Source organism: Neobacillus sp. NRS-1170, from assembly GCF_050468025.1.
This window is the reverse complement of record NZ_JBITPF010000040.1, coordinates 38,883-57,175: the sequence shown is the minus strand read 5'-3', so window position 1 is coordinate 57,175 and position 18,293 is coordinate 38,883. Positions and strand designations below refer to the sequence as shown.

The window sequence follows — 18,293 nt, the reverse complement described above, 5'->3', positions numbered from 1 at the left end:
AACTATTAGCTGGTTTACTTGAAGAAGGAATATGATTTGTTCTTATCACTGAAATGGGAAATCCACCCATCTTCCGTATAGAGTTCACCTGCTAAACCATCACTAATTTCTTTTATACTTATTTGTTGGCTACCTCCGTTTGAAACGTTAATATCAATCAACTCATTTTGTTCAAAAGTCCATAATAAGTGATGGAAAGTAGTATCAACAATTTTAGGAACTAAATCATTAAACAATTCACTTCGACCGCTTGAAGATATTAGTTTATGTAATCTTTGGCTTTCTTGACTTTTCAACTCGCCCTGAATAGTCTTTTCCCACTGTTCAATAGCTTCGTCACGGACTCTCTTCATCAGTATTTCGCTAAATATATCAAGCAACTCTTTATCTCGCATCAATACTTCCCCCTGAATTATTTATATCTCATCACATTTTACCAATATTCCTTCTTCAACTAAACTGCCCCGTTACTTCAATAAGAAAAGCAGCCAAAAAAGGCAGCTGGATCTTCAACTATTGCACCAGATAGCTTAATAACTATGCCCTGCTCGAAAGGGTCGTCATAACCCAATTCTTCGAGTTAATCGAACCATAAATCTCTTTTTGACATCGGGAGTTTTGTACCACACCAAGGGCAGAATGAAATTTCTATAAATGAAGACCTCCATCGTGAATGATTATGCCATATTCATTAAGGGATTATTAAGTTAAAAATTCAGCTGTACAGTTTTAATTTCACGAATTATACCAGTGTTTTTCTAATAGGATTAAAAATATCCAAAAATAACAGTTGATGTTTACGAAAGTAAGGGGGAATTAATATGCATATACCACTGAAGGAGCCAGTTCTTATATTTGGTTTAGCAGTGTTAATTTTTTTGCTGTTCCCTATACTAATGGGAAAATTAAAAGTACCTGCTATTATCGGCCCCATTATAGCGGGAATTATTATCGGACCAAACGGGCTAGAAATATTGGCACGTGATTCAACAATCGAATTGCTTGGAACAGTCGGATTATTGTTTATCATGTTTATAGCAGGACTTGAGCTGGATCTAGATGGTTTCAAAAGATACAGAAATCGCAGTATTTTATTTGGCTTACTCACGTTTTCGATCCCTTTAATACTTGGAGTAATATTAGGTTTATGGCTTAATCTCAGTTTACTATCGGCCATTTTATTCGGTACCATTTTTTCCTCACATACGCCTTTAGGGTACCCTGCCATAAGCCGGCTGGGTATTGCGAAAAACAAAGCTGTTACAACAGTGATTGGCGGTACATTATTAACAGATAGTCTGGCTATGCTTTTTCTTGCTGTAATAACAGGGGCAGCTGAAGGAAATTTAACGCTTGGATTTTGGATGTACTTGATTATTGCAACAACGCTCTTTGCTGTAGTTGTTTTAATTTTCACCCCTTACCTGACAAAGTGGTTCTTTAAACGCTCCAATAATGAAGGAACTATAGAATTTAACTTTGTCCTGGCCATTTTATTCGTCGCCGGGGCAATATCATTATTTGTGGGCTTGGAACCAATTATTGGAGCATTCTTGGCCGGTTTAGCCCTGAATCGATACATTTATGATCATGGTCCATTAATGAACAGAATCAGATTTACGGCAAATGCATTGTTTATTCCATTCTTCTTGTTATCCGTGGGTATGTTAATGGATCTTCGTGTTCTTGTATCCAGCTCCGATGCGATACTACTAACCTTGTTAATCCCAATTGTAGCGATTGGCAGTAAACTGTTTGCCGGTTGGACAACAGGTAAAGTATATGGTTATTCCAAAGTAGAAAGGAAGGTAATGTTTGGGCTTTCTTCAACACATGCTGCAGCAACATTAGCAATAACACTTGTTGGGTATCGCCTTGGTTTATTTGACCAGCAAATAATAAATGCTGTAATTATTATTATTTTAGTTACTTGTATTATGGGCCCCTACTTCTGCGAAAAATATGGCAGAAAATTAGCCATTTCACAAGAGGAAACAGTAATGGATGAAACACTTCCTGAACGTATATTAATCCCGATGGCGAATCCACATACAATGGAATCCCTTCTGGATTTAGGATTTGTCGTAAAAAAGGCAAAAAAGACAGATGAGCCGCTTTACCCATTATCAGTCGTTCAAAAAGATTTAAAACAAGCAAACAATGAAGTAGCTCAAGCAGAAAGAATGCTTGAACGCTCCGTCATGTATGCATCAGGGGCAGATGTTTCTGTTAAGCTGTTGACACGGGTGGATTATAATATTGGAAGGGGAATCGAACGCGCTGCTACGGAAGTACGAATCACAACAATTATTGTGGGGTGGGATGGCGCAAGCGAAGGAGGCCGAAAAATTTTCGGGAAAGTAATTGATAATTTCCTTGAACATACGTATCAACGCTCGCTTATAACCCATATCAAGCAACCGTTAAATACGATGGAAAGGGTAATTCTTATCTTGCCAAATAATATCGTGCACAAACCAGGTTTTGGCGATTCCATATCCATTATTAAGAGCATTGCCTCACAGCTCAGTGCTACAATTAAGGGTCTTGTTATTCGTGATGATTTAGAAATGTATGAAAAGACATCTCAGCAAGTCCACCCTAATTTAAAAATCGAGTTCCAATCAATTGATAGCTGGATTTCCTTATATGAAAGTAATTTAAATAATGTTAAATCAACTGATCTTGTGATTGTATTAAGTGCAAGAAGGGGGACCGTAGCATGGCACCCAGAACTAGAGGCTTTACCAAAAAAAGTAGCTTCAATGAATCTTGAAAACTTCATCATGTTCTACCCAACAGAAATGAAGGAAACAGACATTCGTGGTTCACGGGGTACTGAGGTCCCAAAAGAATTACTCTTTAAAAAAGATTATGATAATTAAATGACACTTTTTATATTGGATTTACTGGAAAAAAATGATAACAAAACAATAATTAAAATACCAATTACAATATTGGGGACCAATATTACAAAGTGATTGAGACAAAAGAACACGATGAACATTTTTTTCGTGCTTCTTTGTATCTTACCATTTGAATACACAAAAAGGGCAGATGTATCGTCATCTGCCACTCAGTTAATCTCACCTATAAGTGTTTAATTTTTACATGCATCGACTTATTCCCACCTATAAAAAAACTAATTAAACGTTTGATTAAATAGCCATGGCAACATATAAATAAGGGCTTTCAACATTATATTGAAACAAAACTTTGTCGACATAGTAAGGTTTCTCATCTATTTAAATATGAAATAAGTCGATAAAAGGATTTCCTTCGGTAATTAATCACCATTCGACAAGTACCATCATCATTCCTTACTAATCAAACGTTTAATTAGAAACTGAAAAAATCCTTTTATCAATAGGATTTTTCCCGGGAAATGGAGAAAAGAATGTCGAAATCTGTATCGACAAAATTTCCCGGTATTCTTTTGTCCTAATCAGTTACATACAATTACCTCTCGAATAAATGTCCCTTTTTTCGCAACAGCCCTATCGATAATTGTAAAACCTGCTTTTAAAAGGATTTCATCGATCGGTTCCACAGTAACCACTACTACTTTGTTTGAAAACCTCCGGGCACTTTGGAGCATTTCCAGCTGTTCTTCAGGGTTTATCACGGAACACAAATTATAAGGCAGATCAATAATAGCTACATCGTAATGATCGGCGATATCACGAATATCGGCTCGATTGATTTCTGCACTAAGTCCAAAGTGTGCCAAGTTTTCTCGTGCTCCAGGGAGAATCAGTGGATTTCGGTCGCTTCCGACAATATCAATTCCCATTGAGCGTGCTTCCACAAGGACGGTTCCAATTCCGCAGCAAGGATCGATGGCCTTAATTCCGATTGGATTGGGGATGGCGATATTTACGATCGCTCTGGCAACACGTGTATTTAGAGCAGTAGAATAATCATTTGGTTTCTGTTGATGTCGAAACCAAATGGACTCACTTTTCACATACTCTCCGAATATCCATCTTCCGTTTATATTCATAATGCCAAGCAATTGATCGGGATGACGAAGATCGGCTTTTCCATTAATGTGTAATCCAATCTCTCGCTCAATTTTGCGTCGGTTTTCGAAGTTTTCTTGTTCACTTTTGCCTTGACCATTGTTTTTCACATAAATAACTTTAAACGTTGTTCCAATTAGTTGAAAAGATTCAACCTGCTTCAATAGGTCCTCAAGGTTTTCCGCCTCATACATTGCCGTAATTCTTTCCTTAATAAAAGGGCTGCGACTTGGATTTATTTTTACGGAGCTTTCTAAGACGTTAGAGTTTGAATCCTGACTGAATAATGAGCGCATTTCTAAAGCACATAGAGAGCGTTCATCCTCATAGTGGGCGTATGTATATATATAGGTCGTGCCTTTTTGTGTAGTGATATCCAATACGTTATCATCCTTTAATCTATTTATTTTATTGTCACCTCAAATATTAACTGAAAAAAACTATTTCATTATATCAAGAAAATTGGTTGTTACGTTAATTGCGTTTCCGGTGATTTCTGATCATCTTAATGCCCGTCCCGCCCCAAAAGTGGAGGAGATGGGAATTAGGAGAGGTTTCAAATGCCCGTCCCGCCTCAAAAGTGGAGAAGAAGGGAATTAGGAGAGGTTTCAAATGCCCGTCCCGCCTCAAAAGTGGAGAAGAAGGGAATTAGAAGAGGTTTCAAATGCCCGTCCCGCCTCAAAAGTGGAGAAGAAGGGAATTAGGAGAGGTTTCAAATGCCCGTCCCGCCTCAAAAGTGGAGGAGATGGGAATTAGGAGAGGTTTCAAATGCCCGTCCCGCCTCAAAAGTGGAGAAGAAGGGAGTTAGGGGAGTGTTCAAATGCCCGCCCTACCCAAAAAACGATAGTGACGGGCATTTAAAAAAAGTTTTCTTGTCATAACCATCTTATTTAAACGCATTCATGACTCTATTAATCCATAATCCTTTAAGGTCTCGACAAGCGTATCTTTAGGTCGAAAACCCGTTATTCTCCCCACAAGCTCGCCATCTTGAAACAGCAATAAGGTAGGCAATCCCAGTACCTGAAACTCGCTGATAAACTCGGGATTTTCATCCGCATTCACTTTGACAATTTTCAAATCAAAATCTAGATCGATTTCCTCCAAAACGGCTCCGATCAATCTGCAAGGCGGACACCACGGAGCCCAGCAATCAACAAGCACCGACTTGCTTGATTGAATTTCCTTCAGAATGTCCTGTCCTTCAGCCTGTAAAATACTCATGAAGCTCATCACCTTTCTTATCGTTTGATTGTAGTATATGATGGGTTATGATATAAGTAAAATTAATACTTTGAATATTAAGTATTAGTAAAAACTAATACGTCTAAAAGAGGTGTCCCATGACGCTATTTCAATTAGAAGTTTTCTTAAAGGTAGTGGAAACGAAAAGTTTTACAAAAGCTGGCGAGCAAATTGGTCTGTCGCAATCGGCTGTCAGTCAAGCGGTAGCAGCGTTGGAATCACAGCTGAACATCAAATTATTGAACCGACACAGGAACGGAGTAAGCTTAACAAAAGTAGGTGAGCGTATCACCAGCCTGATCAGGGATTTAATCACGATTAAAACAAAAATTATCAATGAAGCAACTGGAATCACGGAACTAGAAACGGGGACGATAAGAATCGGGAGTATTTCAGGCATGTCCGCTAAACTATTGCCAGGAATGATTAGTTCTTTTAAAAAACGGTTTCCCGGTGTTGAAGTGGTTCTTTATGAAGGGAATTATGAAGAAGTAAAAAATTGGCTTAAATTATCCGTCGTAGATGTTGGCGTGGTCACGGAAGAGAAGAGTGAATTTGAATTTATTCCATTGCTGCAGGATAAAATGGTCGTTTTTGTACCGGAAAACCACCCATTGAGGCACCAATCATATATAGAGGTAAAGGATATCGCTAGTGAACCCTTCATCATGCCAAAAGAATGCAGCCATATCATTCGAGACATTTTTAAAGAACAAGGATTTTCTCCTAATACTCAATTCGAGGTCAGTGACATCGCCACTATCATGGCTATGGTTCAAGAAGGAGTTGGAAATACGATTCTTCCAGAGTTGGCCATTCCCTCAACCTTATCCAAAGTCACTGCTTCCTATTTAAATCCGCAAGTGTACCAAAATTTAGGGATTGAGGTGCGTTCAACAGAATATACGAACCCAGCCATAAATTCGTTTATTCATGAAGCACAAGAATTCACCAAGAATTTGTCATTAAGATTGTTTAATAGCTATCATTCTGTGATTTTTAAAAAAGGTAAATGATGGTTAGGGATTGTGAATATAAGATGCCCCAAAATTAACTTTTTGGGGCATTTTTGTGCTTGCATTTGTTTTCTTCGAGAAATAATAAATTAGAAAAGATCCTTAAAAAGTTACAATATAATCTCTAAACATTATAACGTTATATTGACCGAATTAAAAATACGTGGTAACCTAATCGTGTAAGAAAAAAAGAGGTAGATGAAACCGAATACAAGTACCCATTTTATTAGGTTTACCGAAAAGGATGAGGGAAATGCAAGAATGTTACGTATTACAAAATGTAAAACTAGTTGATGGCAATTCTGTTGACATCATCGTAGAAAATAAAAAAATCCAAAATATTGTTCCAGCGGGAACTGGAATTAGCGGGAATGTCATTGACTTTAATCATAAAGTAATAGTTTCCAGCGGCTGGATTGATATGCATGTCCATGCCTTTCCGGAATTTGATCCGTATGGCGATGATGTGGATGAAATTGGCTATAAAACAGGGGTAACAACGATTGTGGATGCCGGAAGTACAGGCGCTGATCGGTTGTCCGACTTAGTGAACAGCTGTAAAAAGTCGATGACGAATGTTTTTGCCTTTTTAAATATTTCACGAATTGGCCTAAAGCGAATTGATGAGCTATCCGACCTTTCGTGGCTGGATGAAGAGGCACTAAAAAAGACGATAGCCGAACACAAAGATTTTATTGTTGGACTAAAAGCGAGGATTAGTAAAAGTGTCGTCGGTCCAAATGGAGTGGAACCATTAAAAGTGGCCCGAAAATTTTCAAAGGATACTGAGCTGCCGCTGATGGTTCATATTGGTTCTGGACCGCCGGATATTAATGAAGTCCTCGATTTGCTCGAGAAAAAGGACATTATCACCCATTACTTAAATGGAAAAGCCAATAATTTATTTGATAAAGCGGGAAAACCTCTTCCGAAATTGCTGGATGCAATAAAACGGGGAGTACATTTGGATGTTGGCCATGGGAATGCAAGCTTTTCTTTCCAAACGGCAGAGCATGCGAAAGCGCATGGAATCCACTTCGATACCATCAGCACGGATATCTATCGAAAGAATCGCCTCCAGGGTCCTGTATATAGTATGGCCAGTGTACTTACTAAATTTTTGTATCTAGGCTACCCCTTAAAAGAGGTCATCGATGCCGTCACCGTTAAAGCAGCAGAGTGGTTAAACAAGCCGGAACTCGGAAGAATTTCCACAGGGGACCTGGCCAATCTCACACTGTTTTCAATAGAGGAGTCCGAAACCAAGCTAATGGATTCTGAAGGAGAAGAACGAACTGCAGAACAGAAAATTGTCGTAAAAGGAGTGGTCATCAATGGAGAATACATTGAATGCTAAATATGGCTTGAAGAGGGTTATTAATGCAAGCGGCCGGATGAGTATTTTAGGTGTTTCAGCTCCAACAGATACAGTAATGGAAGCCATGAAAATAGGCGGGCAGAATTATGTGGAAATCGCTGATTTAGTCGATAAAGCAGGGCAGCATATCGCTAGGCTTCTGCAATCGGAGGCAGCCGTTGTCGTAAACTCGGCATCGAGTGGAATCGCTCTTTCGGTTGCGGCAATCGTGACAGAAGGAAACCGGAGAAGAAGTGAAAGACTCCACCAAGAAACAATTCAAAAAAATGAAATCATCATGCTGAAGGGCCATAACGTTCAATACGGGGCTCCTGTTGAAACGATGGTTTTCCTCGGCGGCGGAAAATTGGTGGAAGTCGGTTATGCCAATGAGGGCAAAGCGGAGCACATTGCTGATGCCATTACGGAAAATACAGCGGCGATTCTTTACATCAAATCCCACCACACTGTTCAGAAAAATATGATTTCGGTTGAAGAAGCATGGGAAGTAGCGCAAGCAAACAATGTCCCATTGATTGTCGATGCAGCCGCTGAGGAAGATGTAAAGAAATATGTTCAAGTTTCTGATTTAGCGATTTACAGCGGCTCAAAAGCCATTGAAGGCCCAACGTCTGGAATCGTGGCCGGAAAACAAAAATATATCGATTGGGTAAAGGTCCAGCTGCACTGCATCGGCCGAAGCATGAAGGTCGGCAAAGAAACAACCTTTGGCTTATTGCAGGCATTGGATGAGTATTTTGTAAAATCCGACAATAGCGAAAAGGAAAAAGCCAGCCTGGAAGTTCTCCAATCACTTGAATCCATTGAGGGTGTAAGAGTAACGATTGTACAGGACGAAGCTGGCCGTGCCATTTTCAGAGCTCGCATTCAAATCGATCCGGCTGTGACGAAAACTACGGCGAAGGAAGTAAATGATAAGCTAAGAAATGGTGAAATAGCGATTTATACTCGTGATTACGGAATTCGCCAAGGATTTTTTGATCTTGATCCACGACCATTACAGGGTGACGACATTTACGTAATTGAAGCGCAATTAAGAACGATTTTAGGAGGAAGCAAACAATGACAAACATTGAAAAACGTTTTTATCAGAACCGTGTCGCCTTAAATGTTCTAGCGAATAGCATTGAAAATGCTGTCGAAGTTTTTGAAGCGGCAGAAGGCCACGTATTAGTAGGAGTCCTTTCAAAAGATTATCCTACAGTAGAGGCTGCCGTTACAGCAATGAAGGAATACGGAGCAGCCATTGATGAAGCTGTATCAATTGGCCTCGGTGCTGGGGATAATAAACAAGCGGCAGTTGTAGCGGAAATCGCCAAATACTATCCGGGAAGTCATATCAATCAGGTGTTTCCTGCGGTTGGCGCAACTCGTGCCAATTTAGGAGAGAAAGATAGCTGGATTAACTCTTTAGTATCTCCAACAGGAAAAGTAGGGTATGTAAATATTTCTACCGGTCCTGTAAGTGCGGCAGCAGGTGAAACGGCGATTGTTCCCATCAAAGCGGCAATTGCGTTAGTCCGGGATATGGGTGGACAGGCCTTGAAATACTTCCCAATGAAAGGCTTAAAGCATGAGGAAGAGTTCCGTGCCGTTGCGAAAGCCTGTGGTGAAGAAGGGTTTGCGTTAGAGCCAACTGGCGGAATTGATTTAGATAATTTTGAGACCATTTTAGATATTGCCTTGGAAGCAAAAGTGCCTAAAATTATCCCTCACGTTTATTCTTCTATTATCAATAAAGAAACTGGAAAAACAAATCCGGAAGATGTGAGGACCTTATTAGCTATTACTAAAAAATTGGTTGAAAAGCATGCCTAAACAAATTGTTGCTTTCGGGGAAGTAATGATGCGTATGCAGGTGCCGGGATACGAATTACTGACTCAGGCTAACACATTACAATACTCTTTTTCAGGCACGGGAGTAAACGTTGCTTCTGCGATGACCAAGCTAGGCTATGATGGTTATCTTGTAACCAAATTACCAGAAAACCCACTAGGTGAGGCAGCGATATCCTTCTTACAGCGATTGGGAATCAATCGGAGATTCATATCCAGAGGCGGAAAATATCTGGGCTTGTATTTTTTAGAAAATGGTTTCGGACAGCGGGCGAGCAGGGTTACCTATACGAATCGCCTAGAAAGCAGCTTTAATACCGCTCACATTTCGGATTACGATCTCGATTTGATTGCAGAACAGGCAGATATCATTCACTTTTGCGGTATTACACTTGCCATGACCGATGGTGTACGTGATAGTATGAAAGTGCTGGCTAAAAAGGTAAAAGAAAAAGGCGGATTGGTTTGTTTCGACTGTAATTACCGCCCTTCCTTATGGGAGGGGGGCTACAGTGAGGCGAAACCCCAATATGAAGACATGCTGGCTTTGGCTGATATCGTCATGATGAACGAAAAAGATGCGATGTATATTTTAGGAATGGAGACAGCAGAAACCTCCCGGGAGGAACAGCTGAAGGACCTCATTCCTAAAGTGGCAAACCGATTCGATATTCAAACAATTGCGGGAACACACAGAGGGATTAATCCTGATAATACCCATTCTTTACGGGGATATTTGTATAAAGATGGGCAGTTACACTTCTCAGAAAAGATTTCTTTTTCCGTATATGATCGAATTGGAGCCGGAGATGCGTATACAAGCGGGATTCTACATGGCGAGCTTGCTGGATTTTTACCAGAGAAAACAGTCCAATTTGCTGCAGCAGCAGGTATGCTTGCCTGCACCATCGTTGGCGATACCCCGATGTCGACGGAAGCAGAGATCCTGTCCGCCATGGCCGGAACCATTGATGATATAAAGAGATGAAGGAGCGAATAGGGAATGAATGTGAATCGAAAAAAGGGACCTATGTACTTGCAAATTAAAGAAGTTTTGAAGGATCGTATTTTACATGGTGTCTATGCGATTCACACGAACATTCCCTCTGAGCCCCAATTAGAAGAAGAATTTAATGTGAGCAAAATTACGGTCCGTAATGCCATTAAAGAATTGGTCCAAGAAGGATATCTGGAAAAGAAAAGTGGAAAAGGAACAAAGGTCATCGCGAATGTTTCGACTGCGAAGCTTTCAAAGGGGAAGCGCTTTACAGAATTATTAGTAGAAGAAGGCCACCACATCACCAAAAAGGTGTTAAGCATTAAGAGGATTGAATTGTCTGCAGAATCCGAGCTTTATTCTTTATTTGGGGAACATTGCATTCAAATTGAACGACTTTACTTATTGGATAACGAGCCTTATATTCACTTCTCTCATTACATCTTATCAGACATGAGTGAGGAAGAAGTAGAGGATGTCCAAATCGGATCATTATACCGCTTTTTAGAAGAGCAAAGTATTCGACTGGAATCATTCCGTGATGAGTTTGCAGTTTCGATTGCACCAAGTCATGTTAGTGAAAGATTACATGTGGAAAAAGATACAGCAGTTTTAAAAAGGATTCGTCGTTCCAGTGATGATGAAGGAAATGTATTGGAATATAGCGAGGGTTACTATAATACAGGTAAGCAAAATTATATTGTTACTTATAATGATTCCATTCAGTGACCCGCATTTTTGTAAATTATGTAAGCGATTACCTTGGGGAGAGTGAGAAAATATGAATTTATATTTAATAGGAATTACGTTGGCAGCTATTGTAATCGTCATTTTAGGCGTATCTTGGTGGAAATGGCATGCATTCATCAGTTTAACAGTTGCCGGTTTATTTCTAGCCGTTTTTTCGGGTGTGCCAATGGACAAAATTGTCACAGCCTATGAAACGGGAGTGGGCGCAGTCCTTGGACATTTGATTGGGATTTTAGCGCTTGGAACGATTTTAGGTAAAATGATGTCCGACTCAGGTGCGGGAATGCAGGTAGCCGATTTCTTTATCAAAAAATTCGGTGTGAAATACCTGCCATGGGCGATGCTTCTTTCAGGGTTTATTATCGGAATTCCCGTCTTTTTTGAGGTTGGTCTAGTAATCTTGCTGCCTTTGGTTATTTCGATTCGCAAATCTACGAAACAAAACATTTTGTTAATTGGGATCCCTGTGCTTGCAGGATTATCGATTGTGCACGGATTGGTTCCTCCGCATCCGGGTGCGATGACAGCAATTGGCATTTATAATGCAAACTTAGGTAAAGTAATGCTTTATTCCTTAATTATTGCTTTTCCAACAGCCGTCATTGCCGGACCTCTCTTTTCGAAATGGATTCATAAACGGGTAACTCCTGTTGGTGAACCAGAATTAATACGTGTGGAGACAAAGTCAAGTGGATTACCAAGCACCGGGATTTCGTTTTTCATTATCTTACTTCCTGTTTTATTAATCATGTTAACGGTAATTGCTCCACATCTTTCACTGCCAGCTGCAATTGAAAAATTCCTATTGCTTATTGGCGGCCCTGTTATTGCTTTGTTGATCTCATGTTTTGCTGCCTATTACTTCTTGGGCTACCGCCAGGGTATGGACAAGACGTTAATTAAAAAATTAACGGAAGAATGTTTATTGCCATTAGCCTCGATTATACTGATTATTGGGGCAGGCGGAGCGTTCAAGCAAATATTAATTGAAAGCGGTGTCGGAAACGCAATTGCAGCAATGTCCGAGCAATTCTCCTTGTCACCGATTGTCCTTGCCTTCCTGGTTGCGGGATTAATCCGAGTGGCTACTGGATCAGCTACTGTAGCGTTAACAACCGCAGCCGGTATTGTTTCTCCAGTAGTGGCGCATATGTCGGGTGTTAACCTGGAATTATTAGTAATTGCGACTGGAGCAGGCTCTTTAATGCTATCACATGTAAATGATGCCGGCTTTTGGATGGTTAAAGAATATATGGGATTATCGGTTAAAGAAACATTCAAGACATGGACCGTCATGGAAACGATTCTTTCTTTTGTCGCCTTTATTCTGGTTTTAATTTTAGATGTGTTTGTTTAAGCATCATACTATTGATTACTGAATTTAGGAGGCACCCAAACTTAACGTTGGGTGCCTCTTTTCATAAATATTTCTAAAATCATTGACAGAATATTAATACGGCCTCTATAATACAAAGCATGCTTACTGTAGAGCGTAACTTCTTCATATGAATTGAAAAATGATTGAGCAATGAAGGGAATATAAGTAATGCTTATCTCACTGTTTTAGAGAGCTGATGGAAGGTGAAAATCAGTACAAAGATAAGGATGAATTTCGGTCCCGGAGCATTTTTTTCGAAGTAAAGGGCGACCTTTATGAAGGGAAAGACGGTCAAACATGATCGTTAACAAAGTCGAGAGGCAGACTGAGTCTGCAACTAGGGTGGTACCGCGATATTTTCGTCCCTACTGATACTGTCAGTAGGGACTTTTTTATGGAAACAATACGTCCCTGTCGCTTAAGACAGGGACGATTTTTTTATTAATAGAAAAACCACACTGATTAATATGGATTATTCTTTAAATCAAATTAATAAAGGAGAAAATAAGGATGAAATTACAAAAAAATTTATTGCCTCGTCATATACGTTTGATGGCACTAGGAGGAGCAATCGGCACAGGTATATTTAAAGGGACTGCTGAAACAGTATCGATAGCGGGGCCCGCTGTTATTTTTTCTTATCTATTTGCAGGATTATTGCTTCTTGTTGTTATGGGGGCAATCGCGGAGATGGCCATTGCTTATCCTGGAATGAATATGAAAGGATTTATTCGTAAAGCATTTGGAACGAACATGTCTTTTGTGATCGGATGGCTGTACTGTTTTATGTGGTTAGTGGTATGTGTCATTGAAGTGATTGCAGCAGGGAGCTTTCTGCAATATTGGTTTCCTTCTATGTCTTTATGGTCCTTAAGCTTTATAAGTGCTATTTTCATAGTGGCTATTAATTTAATGAATGTAAAGCGTTACGGAGAGATTGAATTTTGGTTTGCCGGTATTAAAATTACCATGATTGTTTTATTCGTTGTTTTAGGCGCTGGTATTTTATTCGGTTTTATCCCGAGCAATGAAACTGACTATGTGCAAAATTATGTACAGCACAAAGGATTTTTCCCCCACGGGTGGTCAGGAGTGTTTTCCGCACTGTTAATCGTCATTTTTTCATATGGCGGTACCGAACTTATCGGATTGACATTAACCGAAACGAAGGATGCAGAGAAGATATTGCCAAAAGTGATTAAAGGAGTAATATGGAGAATCGTGATATTCTATACGCTCCCAATCCTTATCATTTGCGGATTAATTCCTTGGAATGAAATCGGCAGCCAAGCAAGCCCATTTGTGCAAGTGTTATCCGCAGTCGGATTTGGTGGATCAGCTCACATTATGAACTTCGTCCTTATTACAGCAGTTTTGTCTGCTGCAAACTCCGGGATTTATGGCTGTACACGAATGCTGTATTCATTGGCCGCAGAAGGGGAAGCACCGAAACTATTTTCGTATGTTTCTAGAAATGGTGTTCCATTATATAGTGTTATCTTTAGCGCTATTATTTTAATTGGAGGGACATTTGTTGCGTACTTTTCACCTGACCGTGTTTTTGGGTACTTGATGGCCATTCCAGGATTTACGGTATCATTAGTGTGGATCAGCATTTGTTTAGCGCAACTAAAGCTTCGGAAAACTTATACAAAGCTGCCGCATTTTAAAGTATGGGGCTTTCCATATGTAACCTTATTTACTGCATTAGCGTTAAGCATAAGTTGTGTGGTATTTGCTTTCAGCGAGCAGAATCGAGTGAGTATTTATGTTTGTTTAAGTATGCTGCTTATCTTAATTCTATGTTCGGTTTTTGCAGATAAAAAACAGAATAGTTGAAGATAGGCAAAAAGTAGAGCGGCTGATGATTAACCCCCAGCCGCTTACTTTCTGTCTATTCCATTCCTTCTAATATACCTTTTACTAATTGAACAAATGTTGCTCTAACTCTTCCTGCGACTTCAATGACTTCATCATGACTTAATGGCTGATCTAAAATTCCGCATGCCATATTGGTTAAACATGAAATTCCAAGTACCTTCATATTTCCATGGGTTGCAACAATCGCTTCTGGAACCGTAGACATACCTACCGCATCGGCTCCTAATGTCCGAATCATGCGGATTTCCGCCGGCGTTTCGTAGGCCGGTCCACTCCACCATGCATATACACCTTGTTGAAGGGTTATGTTTTGTTCTTGGGCAACTTGAACAGCAATATTGCGTAAACCAAGATTATATACTTGAGAAACATCAGGGAAACGTGTGCCCAGCTCATTATTATTTGGACCAATTAATGGATTGGTTCCGACTAAATTAATATGATCCGTAATAAGCATTAAATCTCCTGGGTTAAAGCTTGTATTAACAGCGCCGCAAGCGTTGGTAATGAGTAGATTCTCAACTCCAAGTGCTTTTAAGACACGGACAGGGAAAGTGACTTCATCTAATGTAAAGCCTTCATAGTAGTGGAAACGTCCTTTCATAGCGGCTACGGTCTTTCCTTTTAATTCCCCAATGACTAATTCATTTGCATGTCCAACAGCTTCAGACTTAGCAAAGTAAGGAATCTCGCTATACGGAATCTTGACAGGATTTTCAATTTCATCAGCAAGAGTTCCTAATCCTGACCCTAAAATCATTCCAATTGTAGGACGGTAGTCCGTTTTACTCATAATAAAATCTCTTGCCTCAAAAATATCTTGTAATTTGTGCATGAAAAATTCCTCCCTTGAATGAATAGAACGTATGTGTTAAAAGACATGCAGTTTAACCTTGCGCCATTACTTCAATAAAAGTTTAAATGAATCTTTGGCATATGTAAATAGACTAAAAATCATTTTGATAAAAAGTATCGAATGATAGATAGCGTTTTTCTATGATTAATAGGGTTATGGAAAAAACTTTTATAAAAAATGATAAAAAGTTATATAGCAGCACCTTCTTCTTTTGTAATAAATCGAGTAAACTAAAAAGAGTTGGCAAATCGCAAAATAGTATGTTGGAGGAAAAATATGCTAAAGCAATTTGTGGGTTTAACCTCGCAAAAGGAGAAGAGTTTAAAGCATTTATATAGCTTAGTGCGCAAGCTAGGACCAGTAAGGGTAAAAACATTAACTGAACTGACTGGTTATAAACATGCGACTTGTGTTCGTTTGCTGGATGATCTTGTTAAGGCAGGATTGGTAAAAGATAATGGATTAGGGAAATCAAGTGGCGGACGGAAGCCGTTGATGTTTGTTATCGATCCTGATGCTTTCTATTTAATTGGTGTGGAGATCACTAATTTATATACAACAGTGCTGCTCCTCAATTTAGATTTACATATCCTAGGTGGAGAAAAATTAAAAATGGATGCCCATTGTACAGGGGAGTACACATTAGATTATGTGTCTCGAACTGTCGAAGAGCTGCTGGATCAACATAACATTCCGAAGGAAAAAATGCTCGGAATTGGTGTAGGCGTGCTTGACCCCATAGATCAGGAACACGGAGTTATCTTAAATCCAAATTTATTCCCAGCCGGCGGCTGGGATCAACTAAATATTATCGACTATTTACACAAAAAAAATCAAACGCTTGTAATGTTGGAAAATGGCACTAATTTAGCGGCATTAGCGGAATATCGTACTCATTATTGGAAAGAAACAGATAATCTAGTTTTTGTCTCAAGTGATATGGGGATTCGCTGCAGTATGATCCTCCATAGCAGATTGGTTACTAATCAAAAGGAAATGGCGGATGCATTTGGACATATGATTGTGGATCTTCATGGACAACGCTGTTCCTGCGGATCATATGGCTGTTTGCAGGCATACAGCAGTCTGCCGGCTATTCGTAATGAAGTTATCCAGAGGTTGAAACGTGGTCAAAACTCTTTTCTTAAAGAAAAATTCATTCATGTGGAAGATATTAATTTTTTTCATATTTTGGAAGCTCTTGAGCACGAAGACCCGCTATGTCTGGAGGTAGTGAAGGAGGCGGCTTACTATTTTGGTATCGGTCTTTCTAATCTAATTTATCTGCTCCGTCCTGATATTGTCATCTTTGGTGGAACACTAGTACCAAAACCGCTCTTCTTCGAGGCTGCCTCTGACATTGCCCAAAAGCGGATGATGAATTATCCAAATAGTCCTGTCCAGATTATTAAGTCAACCACAGCCTACAATATTGTCGCTCAGGGCGCGGGATGTATGGTATTAGACCATTTCACTGAAGAAACTCTGCCCTAAAAAATGCAAAGTGTCAAAATCCGACAGAATTCAGGTGGTGCCAGGCACCTATCCACTACTATAATGGAAATAGTTTAATATCTTTAGAAATGAGTGTGTATTGGCAATGGCTATTTTAAAAAATGACTGGGCCCATTTACTTGATGGGGAATTCGAAAAGCCGTATTATCAACATTTTCGTAAAATATTAAAGGAAGAATATCAAATGAGAGATATTTATCCGGATCAGTATGATATTTTTAATGCGCTGCATTTAACTCCGTATAACGATGTGAAAGTAGTCATTATTGGACAAGATCCCTATCATGGTCCCGGGCAGGCCCATGGATTAAGTTTTTCTGTTAAGCCGGGGGTGACTGTTCCTCCATCATTGCAAAATATTTATAAGGAACTTAAGTCAGATATTGGATGCTATATCCCTAACAATGGTTACCTGGTGAAGTGGGCTAAGCAAGGGGGATTGATGCTTAATGGGGTCTTAACGGTCCGGGCAGGAAACCCAAACTCCCATAAGGGCCTTGGCTGGGAGATGTTCACTGACAAAGTCATTGAAACACTAAATCAAAGGGAGACACCGGTTATATTTATCCTATGGGGGAATTTCGCCCAACAAAAACAACAGCTGATTACCTCCTCACGGCATTTTATCATTAAGTCTCCTCATCCAAGTCCATTTTCCGCCAATAGGGGCTTTTTTGGCAGCAGACCATTTTCCCGTACGAATGCCATTTTGCGGGAAATCGGGTTAAAGGAGATTGATTGGCAAATACCTGATTTATAGACCATGGATGAAAATCTTGGTATAGGAATAATTGATCCAGAACATTAATCATAAACAGGATAGCTTACCAGATGGGATTAAGAATGTGGTAAGTGCATTGACGTATTAGGTGGGAGGAAGGCAAATGAACAATTAAAGAAGTAGTTGGCAAATATTATAAACATATTATTACGGATGAGATGGGAACAGAAACGGGAAAAATTTCATCCCTGGCGCTGGCGGCGATAGCTTTTATTACATTGGTAAACATTGCAGTAAAAGACGATTTGGAACTGGAATAGTTTTTTCGATTTTTTTTCATTTCATTATCACAAGTAATCTTGTGATAATGAAACGGCAACTGAAGCTGTCATTTTGGCAGCTTTTTCTTCTTTCACTAACGAAGCAGGATAGTTGTACGAAATGTTTCTGGCTTAGATTGAGAATGGTCACATTACTCAGGTAAAGGCTAGACAGTTTCTTTAACTCTTATTCAACAATCGGGCCATTTTGTGGAATAACTGTTCATAATTAAATTGGATATATATATTAAAATAATAGTGAAGATTATGAAGAAGTATACATAAGGTTAATTCTCAACCAGTAATAATATTATTATTACCATGAAGACATCAAAGGGTAGTTGCTGTTACAATTATTAATATAATTCTATTATTGAG

Annotated in this window: 16 protein-coding genes and 1 other annotated feature; of the genes, 11 read left to right on the top strand and 5 right to left on the bottom strand. The window is 39.4% G+C overall.

Features of this window, described 5'->3' with window-relative positions; translation table 11 throughout:
• Positions 1 to 14: 14 nt before the first annotated feature.
• Both ACIFOT_RS18740 and ACIFOT_RS18735 read right to left on the bottom strand, forming a co-directional pair.
• Complete coding sequence (locus ACIFOT_RS18740) at positions 15 to 395, bottom strand: epimerase (protein ID WP_430066862.1); 381 nt, start codon at positions 393 to 395, stop codon at positions 15 to 17.
• A gap of 185 nt (positions 396 to 580) precedes the next feature.
• Positions 581 to 646, bottom strand: a complete 66-nt coding sequence (locus ACIFOT_RS18735) for a DUF6980 family protein (RefSeq protein WP_430066864.1) — start codon at positions 644 to 646, stop codon at positions 581 to 583.
• A 175-nt stretch (positions 647 to 821) separates the two neighbouring features.
• Here ACIFOT_RS18735 and ACIFOT_RS18730 point away from each other — a divergent pair, with 175 nt between their 5' ends.
• The gene (locus ACIFOT_RS18730) at positions 822 to 2,885 is read left to right on the top strand and encodes a cation:proton antiporter (protein WP_430066861.1); all 2,064 of its coding nucleotides are present in this window, start codon (positions 822 to 824) and stop codon (positions 2,883 to 2,885) included.
• 560 nt (positions 2,886 to 3,445) lie between these two features.
• On the opposite strand, the gene ACIFOT_RS18725 is transcribed toward ACIFOT_RS18730, so the two are convergent.
• Together ACIFOT_RS18725 and ACIFOT_RS18720 are read right to left on the bottom strand one after the other, a co-directional pair.
• On the bottom strand, positions 3,446 to 4,402 hold the full coding sequence (locus ACIFOT_RS18725; RefSeq protein ID WP_430066860.1) for a TRM11 family SAM-dependent methyltransferase: 957 nt from the start codon (positions 4,400 to 4,402) through the stop codon (positions 3,446 to 3,448).
• A gap of 520 nt (positions 4,403 to 4,922) precedes the next feature.
• Positions 4,923 to 5,246, bottom strand: a complete 324-nt coding sequence (locus ACIFOT_RS18720) for a thioredoxin family protein (RefSeq protein ID WP_430066859.1) — start codon at positions 5,244 to 5,246, stop codon at positions 4,923 to 4,925.
• A 119-nt stretch (positions 5,247 to 5,365) separates the two neighbouring features.
• Here ACIFOT_RS18720 and ACIFOT_RS18715 point away from each other — a divergent pair, with 119 nt between their 5' ends.
• From ACIFOT_RS18715 to ACIFOT_RS18680, 8 genes are all read left to right on the top strand, one after another.
• Positions 5,366 to 6,283 (top strand): LysR family transcriptional regulator, encoded by a 918-nt coding sequence (locus ACIFOT_RS18715; protein WP_430066858.1) that lies wholly within the window; start codon positions 5,366 to 5,368, stop codon positions 6,281 to 6,283.
• 253 nt (positions 6,284 to 6,536) lie between these two features.
• On the top strand, positions 6,537 to 7,640 hold the full coding sequence (locus ACIFOT_RS18710; protein ID WP_430066857.1) for an amidohydrolase/deacetylase family metallohydrolase: 1,104 nt from the start codon (positions 6,537 to 6,539) through the stop codon (positions 7,638 to 7,640).
• Positions 7,618 to 8,727 (top strand): DgaE family pyridoxal phosphate-dependent ammonia lyase, encoded by a 1,110-nt coding sequence (locus tag ACIFOT_RS18705; RefSeq protein WP_430066856.1) that lies wholly within the window; start codon positions 7,618 to 7,620, stop codon positions 8,725 to 8,727. Before ACIFOT_RS18710 ends, ACIFOT_RS18705 begins: the two co-directional genes overlap by 23 nt.
• On the top strand, positions 8,724 to 9,479 hold the full coding sequence (gene dagF, locus ACIFOT_RS18700; RefSeq protein WP_430066855.1) for a 2-dehydro-3-deoxy-phosphogluconate aldolase: 756 nt from the start codon (positions 8,724 to 8,726) through the stop codon (positions 9,477 to 9,479). Before ACIFOT_RS18705 ends, dagF begins: the two co-directional genes overlap by 4 nt.
• A complete protein-coding gene (locus ACIFOT_RS18695; RefSeq protein WP_430066854.1) occupies positions 9,472 to 10,485 on the top strand; it encodes a sugar kinase in 1,014 nt (337 codons plus the stop codon). The genes dagF and ACIFOT_RS18695 overlap by 8 nt, the downstream gene beginning before the upstream one ends.
• Positions 10,486 to 10,500: 15 nt before the next feature.
• A complete protein-coding gene (locus tag ACIFOT_RS18690) occupies positions 10,501 to 11,223 on the top strand; it encodes a GntR family transcriptional regulator (RefSeq protein ID WP_430066853.1) in 723 nt (240 codons plus the stop codon).
• A 52-nt stretch (positions 11,224 to 11,275) separates the two neighbouring features.
• Positions 11,276 to 12,601, top strand: a complete 1,326-nt coding sequence (locus ACIFOT_RS18685) for a gluconate:H+ symporter (RefSeq protein WP_430066852.1) — start codon at positions 11,276 to 11,278, stop codon at positions 12,599 to 12,601.
• 162 nt (positions 12,602 to 12,763) lie between these two features.
• Positions 12,764 to 12,992 (top strand) — a binding site (T-box leader).
• A gap of 140 nt (positions 12,993 to 13,132) precedes the next feature.
• The gene (locus ACIFOT_RS18680) at positions 13,133 to 14,461 is read left to right on the top strand and encodes an amino acid permease (RefSeq protein WP_430066851.1); all 1,329 of its coding nucleotides are present in this window, start codon (positions 13,133 to 13,135) and stop codon (positions 14,459 to 14,461) included.
• A 55-nt stretch (positions 14,462 to 14,516) separates the two neighbouring features.
• On the opposite strand, the gene ACIFOT_RS18675 is transcribed toward ACIFOT_RS18680, so the two are convergent.
• A complete protein-coding gene (locus ACIFOT_RS18675) occupies positions 14,517 to 15,338 on the bottom strand; it encodes a purine-nucleoside phosphorylase (RefSeq protein ID WP_430066850.1) in 822 nt (273 codons plus the stop codon).
• Between the two features lie 297 nt (positions 15,339 to 15,635).
• Between ACIFOT_RS18675 and ACIFOT_RS18670 the strand changes: the two genes are divergently transcribed.
• Both ACIFOT_RS18670 and ACIFOT_RS18665 read left to right on the top strand, forming a co-directional pair.
• A complete protein-coding gene (locus ACIFOT_RS18670) occupies positions 15,636 to 16,853 on the top strand; it encodes an ROK family protein (protein ID WP_430066849.1) in 1,218 nt (405 codons plus the stop codon).
• Between the two features lie 106 nt (positions 16,854 to 16,959).
• Positions 16,960 to 17,634 carry a uracil-DNA glycosylase gene (locus tag ACIFOT_RS18665; protein ID WP_430066848.1) on the top strand — a complete coding sequence of 225 codons (675 nt, stop codon included), beginning with the start codon at positions 16,960 to 16,962 and terminating at the stop codon, positions 17,632 to 17,634.
• Positions 17,635 to 18,293 lie beyond the last annotated feature (659 nt).